The sequence below is a fragment of the Polystyrenella longa genome, from assembly GCF_007750395.1.
GTDB lineage: Bacteria > Planctomycetota > Planctomycetia > Planctomycetales > Planctomycetaceae > Polystyrenella > Polystyrenella longa.
On record NZ_CP036281.1, the window covers coordinates 4,098,112 to 4,110,128 of the forward strand.

Below are 12,017 nucleotides of genomic sequence, written 5' to 3' on the forward strand. Positions count from 1 at the left end.
TGAGTTGGAAGAATTATTTACCAATACAGAACTTACTGAAGATTCGATCCAACAGGTCATCGGTGTAAACGGCTCCAACGATCTCACCGAGATGATCAATCGCCTGATGTAAATCGATCGCTATCATATCATCGCCCCAATTCGCTTCTGCCGCCTCGATCGCCTGGGTCAGTGCGGATTTTACTTTTTGCAGGCTGTTCTCTGTACGGGCAGCCGTCGAACCGAGGAATTGATGATCATGTTTACCCTGCTCTGATAGTAGTCGGCTGACTTCTTTTTTCAACAGTTTCATGTCTCCAGGTTCATGAACAGTAACGGGCAGGGAGCCAGTTTCCGTTTCCGTAAAGGACGTCTGAGACTGATGATCGGCAGCAAGGTCTCGTTTTGTTTGAATAATCAGAAGTTTACGAAATGTAGATCGATATGTGTTAAGTACCTCATCAGACCGTGTTTTTTGCTGACTGAGATCAGTACACCAGAGAACAAGATCTGCTTCTTTGAGCAATTCATCTCTGCGTTGATGCGCATGGTCCATTAAGTCTTGCCGCGGTGTTTCCCAACCGGCGGTATCAATCAGATCAAAACTCATATTGTTGGTTTGGATTGTCTGGCTGATGTAGTCGCGCGTCGTCCCTTCGATTTCCGAAACAAGAGCAGCTTCATTTCCCGCCAGTGCATTGAGCAGCGTACTTTTTCCCGCATTCGGTAGTCCGGCCAGGATGACTCGTGGTCGCGAATGAGAAGTCATTCGACTGCTTGACTGATCGAGCACTTGAGAGACATATTCGTGTGCCGATTGCAGACGCTGTATTACGTCTTCTCGCGAGATGAATTCGATGTCTTCATCGACAAAATCGAGCCCCGCTTCCATGTCAGAGACCAGATCGATCATGTCTTCACGCAATTGGTTGAGACGACTGGAAATACCACCAGCTAACTGCTCAAGCGCGGCTTTCAGTTCAACTTGATCATCAGCGTCGATTACTCCAAGGACTGCTTCTGCCTGTACGAGGTCTAACCTTCCAGCCAGAAAGGAACGGAGGGTAAATTCGCCAGGGCGCGCGGGGCGTGCTCCGTTTTGGAAAAGTTTTACAAGTGCCGCCTCCAGTAAAGGAGGGGAACCGGGCAATTGCAATTCGGCAGCCGGCTGTCCCGTGTAGCTGCGAACGGTCGGCCAATAATAAACAGAGCAGGGGAGCGGCAAACCGGTATTCAGGTTTAATGAGCTCGTCAGCCGCGTTGCGGAAGTGAGTTGATCAAGCCGTGCCTGGTCCAGCTCCAGCGTCTCAACGAGAACTCGTTTGACCTCGGGGCCACTCAATCGCAGCACACCTCTCCCACCAGGTCCGGGGGGAGAGCTGAGTGCCGCAATGGTTTCGTCCAGATCGAGGTTCACGATTTAAACCGATCTTATGAACTGAGAAAACAAGCCGGTTTCTCGCCCCGTTTTCTCAGTCTATTTTTAGAGTGCGGCATTCGGACTTAGCGTTTCTTCTTTTTCTTTTTACCGTAGGGATCATTAATCTTAGAGGATTTGTCACTATCGCGCTGTAACTGCTGCTTCGCTTCGGCCGCTTCGAGGACTCGTTTCCATAAGCCGCCCACTTTACCCGGATCTTTCTCCGGTTTCTGGTCTCCATTTCGAGTTATGAGATCCTGTTTTTTGTGAGGGCGGATCGTTGAAGGTGACTCATCAAGAACATCGGTCGGCTTGGGCGTGTGCTGGAAATCAATCATTTTCCGTTCACACAAACTCCAGATACTTGAAGTGATGAAGTAAACGCAAAGGCCGGAAGGAACGTGATAGAACATAAAACCCATGAAGACCATCATGAACTTCATCATCTTCTGCGTCTGAACAGCCATCTCGTCAGTCGGATCCGGTTGGGGCATCAGAATTTTGTTTTGGACGATGAAAAGCAGAACTGTGATCACTGGCAGTAAATTGAAGTAATAGAAATAGTCGCCCAGAAATGGCAGGTTCTGGATTCCTAGCGTGTATAACATGTCCGGAGCCGCCAGGTTGTCGATCCACAGGAATTCAGCCAGGCGGAGGTCGATCGTACTGCGGAGTCCCTGATAGAGGGCGATAAAGATCGGCATCTGCATAAAGACTGGCAAGCAACCGGCAAACGGATTGAAGTTATGTTCCCGGTACAGTTCCATCTGTGCCTGAGCCATTTTCTCCCGGTTGTCACCATGTTTCTTTTTCAGTTCCTGCAGCTTGGGCTGCAGTTCTTTCATCCGTTTTGCGGAGGCCATCTGCTTACGCGTGATGGGATGTAATACGCCACGCACAATGATCGTAAGGCAGATGATGGCTAACCAATAAGGAAAGCCGAGTGACTCGTGCATGCGCGTCAGCAACCACATCATTGGCTTACTTAACCAAGATATCCAGGACCAGACTTCCATCACATAATCGGCATTAAGTGGTTCCAGCAAGTCATCTCGCTTGGGTCCCAGGTAGACTTTGTATTGGTGAACCAACTCACCGTCAGCTTTCAACTGATCTTCAGTTGAGAGCATACTGAAGCTGATATCGCTAAATTGAGCTTTGTCTTTATTCTCTGTCAGCGCTATTGGCTCGACCTGTTTCAGCCAGCGCTCTTGAGTTCGTTCTGCATACGGGCGTGAATCATCAATGAAAACAAGAGCGGCGAAATACTGAACATCGACGCCCACGAATCGGAGATAGTTCGTCCAAGGTCCTGGTTTTTCGTCTTTGTCTATAATCTCGGTCGCACTGATCGTCGTTCCTTCGAAATCGTTTTCTTCGACTTCGGACTGAAATTTGATATCACGCCACTTATAAGTCGCGATCTTATTTTCAAGCGGAACACCCACCGGACCTAGCATACGATACTGAACCGTTTTGGCTTGCTGCTGTTGATTATGAATCTTCAATTCATACCGGAGCAGATAGCCTTCAGGCCGGCTGTCACGTGTCTCATGACTGTAAGGCTCGATTCCATCCTGAGTCGTCACCGCTTCCAGCCAGTATCGTTTTTCCAAAACCAGCGAACCATCTGGAACCGGATATTGGAAAACGACTTCTTTTAGAATGTCGAGCTTGTCGTCTTTAACTTCTTTGGTCACCTTCCAGTCGACTTTCGTGAGGCTGGTATTATATCCAGCCAGAAGATCATCTACTTCTTTGATAGAGACTTCGAACGATCGTCGGGCGACATCTGGATTTGCTCCCAGTAGACGAAGGGGTTCCGATGTGTCTTCCAGATTCATGTAACGAGGGTCGTTGAGCCATGCTCCTTCAACCGTCGCCCCCTGAGTATTCAATTCGACTTGCATATAATAGGGTGTTTCGGTCTCCAGCGTTCCCAGAACCACCTTGCGATTTGGATACTTCTCCAGCTCTTTCTTTTCCGGAGCATCTTCAGGCTCAGCGGCAGATACAGAATCTGCTTCGGCTAATGTGCCGTCTTCGCTTTCGCCGGTCGCTTTATCATTCGCAGTCGAGGCGTCGCCAGCGGCCTCTTTAGACGCGGCTCCATCGACAACGGCCTTGTCGGCATCGACTTGAGCTTCGTCAGCGACGGGCGCATTGATCTGCTGAGGAGCTTTTTTGGGTGGCTTCGGTTGTGGAACCAAACCCAATTTGGGGCCCACAATGAACCAGAAAAAAGTCACAATCGCAGACGCGATGATAAATCTGACTAGGTTACGATCATCCATAATTTATTTGCCACTACGTAGACGGTCGCCCAGATAATCATCGAGGTCTTGTTCGTCGTAGATTTTTTGTGCGGTGATTTCGAGGTCGTATTCGACTCGTTTAAAACTGACTTTCTGGCCATCCAGAATAACGTAAGAGGATCGACTATCGCCGTTACGTGGTTGCCCAACCGAGCCAACGTTGATGAGTGTCTTACGCTGGTCGAGGGTGTGTTCGAAATTGATTTCTTCGGGAGACTTAAAACCGTAATCGTCGGTAAAGACACCCGGAATGTGCGTATGTCCCTGGAAACAGTACTGATCCACCAGTGCGAAGATTCGCTCCATTTTACTTTGAATGCACACATCTTCCGGGAAGACATATTCATTGAGTGGATTACGGGCCGAACCATGCACAAACATGAAATTATCATCACGATGCATGCGAGGTCGTTCGCCGAGAAATTCCCAACGTCGTTCGTTATTCACGGGATCTCCAGATTCCAGCATTTTTCTGGTCCAGAAGATCGCCCGTTCCGCGCCGGCATTGAATCCTTCAGGATCAAACAGGGCTCCCTGATCGTGGTTCCCGAGGATTGTTACAGCACAATGTTCGATCACCAGATCGACACATTCGCGTGGGTTAGGTCCATATCCGACAATGTCACCCAGGCAATAGATCTCGTTGATCGAATTGGATTTGATATCTTCCAGTACAGCCTGAAGAGCTTCCAGGTTGCCATGGATGTCGCTGATGATTGCTTTCAACTCAATATTTCCTCTGCAGAGGCGTCTTAAACCGGGTATCGGATGGAATCGTCAATCTAACATTACTTTCCACAAGCTTGCTCACTTAAGCAACCTGCTCGTGGATCGTTTCCCGCTTCGCTGTGGAAGCCGGAAGTTTTTAAACGATCCATCTCTATCGTATTGACGCATCACGCGCCCAACGGGCTTCGGATTTCAGCGAATACGCCGCACCACATCCACTCAGGAACGGGTACGCGAGACTTAATCTAAGCGATTATAGCCCCTGTGGTTATGTGAATCATCCCTGGTCGAGTTCAAGCAGGACAAAATGAGTCCTATTTCTACCTCATCCCGTCTTAACCTGACGTTAGAGACGCCACGTCATTACACGATCATCGCCGGAGGAATCGATGATTCCGAAATTTCAGGGAAAAACCACCCAGAATCTTCGCTCATAAACCACCTGAAAGAAGGAGATGCCGTCTCCACCTCTACTCGAAATTCGTCAGCAATCACGCAATCTTAACCGATTTGATAGCGAAGTTTAGTCGTCGCACTGGCACTGGGTCAAGTTAGCTGATTTTTTACAAATGACGACTTCGAACTGTAAGAGTTATGCCATCAACCGGACCTGTTTCTCGTTTGAAAAGTTTGCCAAATGCCGCTGCTCACGGACATCTGTATCGGTTTTCACAGTGAGGTCGAAATTCACGAGGCGTTTCCGATACCGACTGACCAAATCAGAGAAAACCACGATGATAAAAGGGGACCTCCAACTCATATTTTTTCCTGACTGACTCAAATACTTTCCCTGCCCCCAGAACAACACCAACCATAACTCTTTGAGCAGTATCCACTTAAGAAACATTACAGTTCAAAGGAAACACGTCCTGATTTTTCAACGGTCCGGGCAACAACTTGTTGCCGACGTGCAACTTGTGACCTATGTTTGAGTGTTGGAGCCTTCATAGTGAAAGGTCAATTTTGTACTAGACCTATCCAGACTGGCTCCTCAAAGGACGAATCTGTGGCCAGGATTTGATCCTAACCCCAGGGTTGCTCCTGTCGAGTTGGATTACGAATCATCGGCATTCAATTCTGGCGAAAGAAATTTGCGGCAAAGCTCGCTGGACGGGCACTCATCCGATTTTGCCCCAGCGAAAACAACTGTTCAGAATATCAGGAAATCTCATGGCGACTAAAAACGGCTCGTTGCTAATTGTTGATGACGACAAACATATTTGTGAGGCGATGGCCGACTACCTGCGTAGTCTTGGTTACCGCACGGAAACCGCGTCTGATTGCCAGGAAGGTATTAATCGGCTCGAGGAATCTCACTTTGATGCTGTCATTTGCGATGTGAATCTTCCAGATCAGGATGGTTTCCAACTCCTCGAGTTCGGTGTCGAAAATAAACCAGATACCGCGATCATCCTGCTAACGGGGTACGGCACAATCGAAAGTGCGATTGAAGCGATTCGCATTGGTGCATTCGATTATCTGACGAAGCCAGTCATCGATGAAGAATTACTCCTGACGATCCAACGGGCACTTAGCCGTAAAGAGATTGTCGAAGAAAACAAAAATCTGCACAGCCGTCTCGATGAGAAATTCGGCCTGCACAACATTATTGGACAGGACTACAAAATGGTCCGCATGTTCGATGTCATCGAAAGCGTGGCCGACACCCGGGCAAGCGTGCTCATTCTTGGTGAAAATGGAACCGGTAAAACAATCACCGCTCGCTCGATTCACCAACTGAGCAATCGTAAAAGTAAACCTTTCGTCGAAGTCGCCTGTGGTGCTCTTCCAGAAAACCTGTTGGAAAGTGAACTCTTCGGTCACGTCCAGGGTTCGTTTACGGGAGCGACATCGAACAAAATGGGCAAGTTCCTGCAAGCAGATGGTGGCACGCTATTCTTAGATGAAATTGCAACCGCTTCGCCCAGCCTGCAAGTCAAATTATTACGCGTCTTACAAGATCGCGAATTCGAACCCGTTGGTTCAACTGAAACACACAAAGTCGATGTCCGTCTTGTCTTCGCCACGAATTCGGATCTGGAAGAGATGGTCCGCAATGGTGAATTTCGTCAGGACCTCTATTACCGACTCAATGTCATCTCGATCACTCAACCTCCATTGCGGGAACGAATCAGCGATATTCCGTTGTTGATCGATCATTACCTGAACATGATGAATGAACAGAATGGAAAATCAGTCGACCGATTCGATGACAAAGCGATGCAGCTGATGAGAAGTTATTCCTGGCCGGGGAATGTCCGCGAATTGGTGAACGTCATCGAGCGAGCGGTCGTCCTGAGCAAAGGAGACGTCATCCATGCGTTCGAACTCCCAGAGAATATGCATGAAGACATGAACCATGCTGGTTTCTCTGCGAACCTCACTGAGTCCGGTTCACTAAAAACAGCGATGGCCGCTCCAGAGCGTCAGATCATCATCGACGCCCTCGATTCCAATGGCTGGAATCGTCAGGAATCAGCCAAGATGCTAGGTATTAACCGCACAACTCTGTATAAGAAAATGAAGAAGTACGATATCGACTTCGACAAACAAATGATGATGAATCAATAGGGCTGACATAGGTAAAAGTACCTGTTTTCAAGCTCTACTCATCGTCTTCGATGAGTGGTCCCAGTCCTTCATTGATGAAATCAACCATCTGCCGCAATCGACCGATAAATCGTCGATTAAATTTGAATCCCAGACGGGGAAGATCCGCCAGGTGGGCATCGTCCGCTTCAAAGCGATGCGTGGGTACGCGTTCGATTTTCCCGGAGAGCAGAATATCGCTGAAGTTGTCATTCAGTTTCTCAATGAATTCTGCCGGTGGCTCGACGTGCAGACGAAGCACCAGTTGGTCCTTAATGAACCGCATTGAATTATAGACTGAATAGAAATTCAGAATTTCCTCAACAGCATCCTCGACATCATTGGTTCGATAGTACAGCGACATATCTTCGGGAGAGATCAGGTTCTTATCGAGCAGTTTCGACTTGATGAATTCCTCCCAGCCTTTCCAGTAGTCGCCGTCAGGTGCATCGACCAAGACGATGGGCATGAGATCCCGCTTCCCGGTCTGCACCAACGTCAATGTTTCGAACGCTTCGTCCTGCGTTCCAAAACCTCCGGCAAACAGTGCGACCGCATGTACTTCTTTGACGAAGATCAATTTGCGGGTGAAGAAGTATTTAAGGTGCACTAGCTTAGGATCATTATTAATGATCGGGTTAGCATCCTGCTCAAAGGGGAGCAGAATATTCACTCCCATCGCAAGTTCGCGCCCGCACCCTCGATGCGCCGCTTCCATAATACCGCCGCCTGCACCCGTAAGTACCATCCATTCTTCTTCGGCCATCTGGCGACCGAATTCTTCCGCTTGCACAAAGTCAGGTTCGACATCTTTTGTGCGTGCAGATCCGAAGACGGTTACTTTGCGATGCTGACGGTAGGGGGTAAAAACTTTGAACGCATAACGAAGTTCTCGCAGCGCACGGCTCAGAATTTTCAGATCGCCTGTCGTGGCCCCGTCACGTGAGAGTTTATCGGCAGTCTCTTTGATTTCATCAATGAGTTCCTGCCGCGCCTCGGTAACTGCTTCGTGTTCCGTTGTCAGCACGTCTGTTTCTGAAACCAACGGGCGAGTCTTACTATGTTTTTTATTCATATTTCTATCCGGCAATCCTTATCCGAGAGTACTTTCCTGGCCAGTCAGAAAGCAAACCAGTCCCTTGTTTCAGAACTCTATTCCAAAGCTTCGAGGGCTTCTTCGCGTGTATCGTAAATCGCCCAGATCGTGTCCAGAGCCGTCACTCGTAATAACTCGCGGGCCATACTGCTGGCTCCGCAGAGAACAAGTTCTCCGCCGCGAGCTTTGACGAATTTATGACAACGCAGTAGCAGGGCAAGGAAAACTGAACCGAAGTAACTAACGTCACTCAAATCAAAGACCACCATCGGAACTTCCAATTCTTTGAGAGGCTCCATGACAATTTCGGCCGCCTGTTCGATCAAATCCCAACGCATTGATTCCACATCCTGTGCCGGTATGACGACAACAGTGCCTCCGTGCCACTCCAGTTGGAAATCTTCGTTTGCTTCGGCCATTACTTCTTTCATCCTTCGTGCAAGAGGGGCAAGCCCTCGGGAACCCTCTGATTCAATGACTTCTGTGGAACGTCCGTCTAATGCGGAGACTCCTTTTGGTCAGGTCTTCAAGCTCGGAAGCATTTCAGGCACCTGACTTTTTGTTTCTGAATTCACTGTACACCAATCAGGGGCTGACTGTCAAAACGGCGGCGACGGACGAATGAGAATAGTTGCGAATAGGCGTCTAAGCCGGATATTCTTAATAATTACTTCCGCCAGTATTCATACTTGATCGAGAGGCCGTTTGTGGGGTGGGATTCCAGATTTCGTCCCACATTTTCAACTGCTGCTCATAAGGATATCGGGCGATATCCTGCGGGGGGGTCGTGCCGTAGGTGGTTAGTTTCTGCAAAGAATTCAGAATTTCCCTCTGCACTTGAGTCTGCTGCTCATTAATCCCCAGTTGCAGCAGCGGTTTCGCAAACCGGGTCTGCCCACTTTCTCCCATCGCTTTAATGGCTCGCAGCCGGACATTGGCCTCCGGATGTTGCCCCATGAAAATCAATTCCTGAGTCGTTTGCTGATATCCCAGTTTGCTGGTCGCCGAAATGACTGCAAAGCGAAGCTCCGGCTCAGTTTCCTGCAGTAAGGCTAAAAGGCCCTGTTCCTGCGGCAATTGCTGTTCTGCTTTTGGGTAGCGAGGTTGGAGTAAGTTTGGGTTACGACAGTTTCCCACCAATTGGATTGCCTTGAGTCGAAGTGGACGGTTCTGCTTTTCATGCATCAATGGACGCAACCACTCCGCGTACTCCGGCTTGGGATCGAATTCGATGTACTGGCAACCGAGTAGTCGAATATCGGGCCAGGAATGGTGCAGAGCGATTCGCGCCAACTCAGCCGCCTCGGGAGTTCGGTCTCGTTGATAGGCGGCCAGCACACTTCGCCAGACCATCTGGTCCTGCTCCTTCAGCATCTGATCGCGAATCAACGCAAACAAATCGGGCGGAATCGTGCGACGTTCGGAAAGTGTCTGTAATTGAATCGCCCCACTCCGCCGATCTTCCACCTGCGTCGATTTCAACTTCTCTGCTGCCCGATAGAGTGGATGGATATCGGGCAATACCTGCGTCCGCAAAGCTTGTTGCAGTGGTGCGGGTTGATCAGGCAGCATTTGCTCCAGCATCAGAGCATCCTGCTCCTCCAGTTCCGTCAATCGAGTCAGCTCTGCCTGATAACCGGCATCTTCCGTCGACTGATTTGACAACAATTGCAGTCGGTTTCGCAATTCTACTTGCTGAAGTTCCCGCTCTTTCGGAATTGATGTAGTTTCGGCATCAACCGCCGCATTGAGAGCATCAATTTGGTGAATGTTATGTCGTTCGGCCCACTGGCTAGCCATCAACCTCCGCGCCGCAACCGATACCGCTTCAACTGGGAATGTTTCATCTGTGTTGACCCGTTTTTGAATTACTTCCAGGCACAATCTTCGCGAAGTCAGAATCGGGCACTCCTGCATTCCATAAAGATAAACAGGCAACGCCAATTCATCAGGCCAGTCCGACAGCCCTTCGACGACCGTCCGATGCAACTCGACACGCGGATTCAGGAACTGTCTGCGAATAGGAATGAGGAACGCAGCATCGTGAGTAGGTAACAGCTCTTTCAATGCCGATTGTCGAATTCGGATTTCGTCATCGTTCAAATAAGGCAATACGAGATTGAGATTAATCATAGCCAGGCCACGAATCGCGTTTTGTCGTTCGATCAGATTTTTGGATTTAGCAGCAGTTTCTAATAAGTGAATCGCATCACGAGAACCTAACAAACCCAGCCCTCGAAAAGCAGCTTCACGGGCGTTGGGATTGGTGTCCGCCATTTGACGCTGGAAATGTTTCAACGCATCCGGGTGGTTACTGTAAACCATCCAGTAGGCATACTCCGCACGGAGTTCGGCATTTTTACTCAGTCGTAAATGATGAATTCCTTCGGGCCACAACTCGGCCTGATGTGGTTTACGCTGAGAAGCGGATTTCGATTCGTTTAAATTGTAAAAGTTCTCCCATGCATGAATCAGGCACGCATCCATCGCTGCCTGCTCTAGAATCTCTTTACCGACAACTTCCTCTGTCGGTGAAAGGGCTGCTGAGACACCGGGGATATCTTTGGGCGATACCCATCTCGCGACACCCCGTGTCAATTCCGTTTGAATTTGTGAAGGCAGCGTTCCTGATTCCAATAACCGTCCAACAGGAGCGAGATGCTCAACTGGGTTTCCAGTTTGATGGGCAAGCAAATGGCACCAGGCTTCTGCGGCGGCCGCCCGCATGTTCATATTTAAATCGTGCTCAATCGTAGCCCGCCCCAGCCCCGTGGCTGAATCCGCGACGGACTTGAGCCAGGTCACATCTGTTTTCGGACTTTCTGGCTGAACGGAAAATGGCGTATTAGAACGTGACACCGGAGAACGTGACGCCGAAGAAGGCACCGAGGGTGATTGCCCTCGGGTGATCGTCGGAACCTGTCCGTTTGCGGCAGGCTCAGTTCGGGGTACCGGTGTTGAATAATGACATTCGCCAAGGACGATTTTTTCGAGCACAGGTGCGACTTTAATCGCCGCTTCCGGATCGGCGTACGCCCACAGGATCGCGGCGTTCCAACCGCTTAGCGTTGATAACCGGGATAACTGGCTGATGATCGGTTCGCGAGGTCTCGCTGCTGGCCGGTTTCCATCTTCAATGGGGTCCGATGAGATGGCAATCGAGATGGTGGTCTTTGGTGTTTCCAGAAGTTGTTGCACCAAGTCCTTCGTGTTCTCAGCCGTACCATATTGCCAGCGATGCACATTAATAGATTGGCCTGACTGCCAGTATGTTTCTACCCGCCATTCCGGATTCAGTTTCCACTGGTCCTCCTTCAGCTGACTGGAGTAGGTCGCTAGCTCAGGGGTGAAGAAAGGTTTCGCGAGCGCCAGTGTTTCCATGGGACGTACTGCGAGCCGCTGACATCCTGTCAACAGAAATGTCATCAGCAGAATCAGTAGTATTCGCAAACGGGGCGAAGCCATGGACGCGGACTGAAATCATCAGAGGAATAGAAACATTCAACCGCGGATAGCAGGGGAGAAGAGAGTCGCGGTCGCGGCAAAAGAATATCAGGAAGCGGCTTTTGGTCCTATACCTTTCTCATAACAGCGTCCATTTCCAGCAAGGAATGAACATCAATATTCCTGAACGTAAACGTCCCAGTGAGGCCGACGGTCTATTGTCATTTTTACAACTCTTCAGAAGCTCCGCAGAGTGGTCTTGAGTCAAATTCAGATTTCAGTTAAAGATTCCGCCAGAAAATCTCTCTCCCCAGATCAAAGTCCAAACAGTTTTTAAATCGAAGTCGTTGGCACGACCCAATGCCACCCGGCTGCGCACATTCTGTCTGCCTTTTGCTGGTAGCGATAGCAGCGCTGTCCCCGGAAATCGACTTCACCCCGACTG

7 protein-coding genes are annotated in these 12,017 nt (G+C 49.5%); 1 reads left to right on the forward strand and 6 read right to left on the reverse strand.

Going from position 1 to position 12,017, the window contains the following annotated elements:
- Positions 1-13: 13 nt before the first annotated feature.
- The 3 genes from mnmE to Pla110_RS15175 form a co-directional block, all read right to left on the reverse strand.
- Positions 14-1,396 carry a tRNA uridine-5-carboxymethylaminomethyl(34) synthesis GTPase MnmE gene (gene mnmE / locus Pla110_RS15165; RefSeq protein WP_197440231.1) on the reverse strand — a complete coding sequence of 461 codons (1,383 nt, stop codon included), beginning with the start codon at positions 1,394-1,396 and terminating at the stop codon, positions 14-16.
- Positions 1,397-1,482: 86 nt separating this feature from the next.
- Positions 1,483-3,693 carry a YidC/Oxa1 family insertase periplasmic-domain containing protein gene (locus tag Pla110_RS15170; RefSeq protein WP_144996711.1) on the reverse strand — a complete coding sequence of 737 codons (2,211 nt, stop codon included), beginning with the start codon at positions 3,691-3,693 and terminating at the stop codon, positions 1,483-1,485.
- 3 nt (positions 3,694-3,696) lie between these two features.
- A complete protein-coding gene (locus tag Pla110_RS15175; protein WP_144996713.1) occupies positions 3,697-4,440 on the reverse strand; it encodes a metallophosphoesterase family protein in 744 nt (247 codons plus the stop codon).
- Positions 4,441-5,613: 1,173 nt separating this feature from the next.
- Between Pla110_RS15175 and Pla110_RS15180 the strand changes: the two genes are divergently transcribed.
- A complete protein-coding gene (locus Pla110_RS15180; RefSeq protein WP_144996716.1) occupies positions 5,614-7,014 on the forward strand; it encodes a sigma-54-dependent transcriptional regulator in 1,401 nt (466 codons plus the stop codon).
- Positions 7,015-7,048: 34 nt separating this feature from the next.
- Here Pla110_RS15180 and Pla110_RS15185 read toward each other — a convergent pair whose 3' ends face one another.
- The 3 genes from Pla110_RS15185 to Pla110_RS15195 form a co-directional block, all read right to left on the reverse strand.
- Complete coding sequence (locus Pla110_RS15185; protein WP_144996718.1) at positions 7,049-8,107, reverse strand: LOG family protein; 1,059 nt, start codon at positions 8,105-8,107, stop codon at positions 7,049-7,051.
- Between the two features lie 77 nt (positions 8,108-8,184).
- A complete protein-coding gene (locus Pla110_RS15190; RefSeq protein WP_144996720.1) occupies positions 8,185-8,547 on the reverse strand; it encodes an STAS domain-containing protein in 363 nt (120 codons plus the stop codon).
- A 241-nt stretch (positions 8,548-8,788) separates the two neighbouring features.
- Complete coding sequence (locus Pla110_RS15195; protein WP_144996722.1) at positions 8,789-11,593, reverse strand: HEAT repeat domain-containing protein; 2,805 nt, start codon at positions 11,591-11,593, stop codon at positions 8,789-8,791.
- Between the last annotated feature and the right edge of the window lie 424 nt (positions 11,594-12,017).

Bases quoted from the DNA above. Each gene is read 5' to 3' on its own strand.
- Pla110_RS15170 (WP_144996711.1), bottom strand. From the start codon at position 3,693: ATGGATGATCGTAACCTAGTCAGATTTATCATCGCGTCTGCGATTGTG.
- Pla110_RS15180 (WP_144996716.1), top strand. From the start codon at position 5,614: ATGGCGACTAAAAACGGCTCGTTGCTAATTGTTGATGACGACAAACAT.
- Pla110_RS15185 (WP_144996718.1), bottom strand. From the start codon at position 8,107: ATGAATAAAAAACATAGTAAGACTCGCCCGTTGGTTTCAGAAACAGAC.
- Pla110_RS15190 (WP_144996720.1), bottom strand. From the start codon at position 8,547: ATGGCCGAAGCAAACGAAGATTTCCAACTGGAGTGGCACGGAGGCACT.
- Pla110_RS15195 (WP_144996722.1), bottom strand. From the start codon at position 11,593: ATGGCTTCGCCCCGTTTGCGAATACTACTGATTCTGCTGATGACATTT.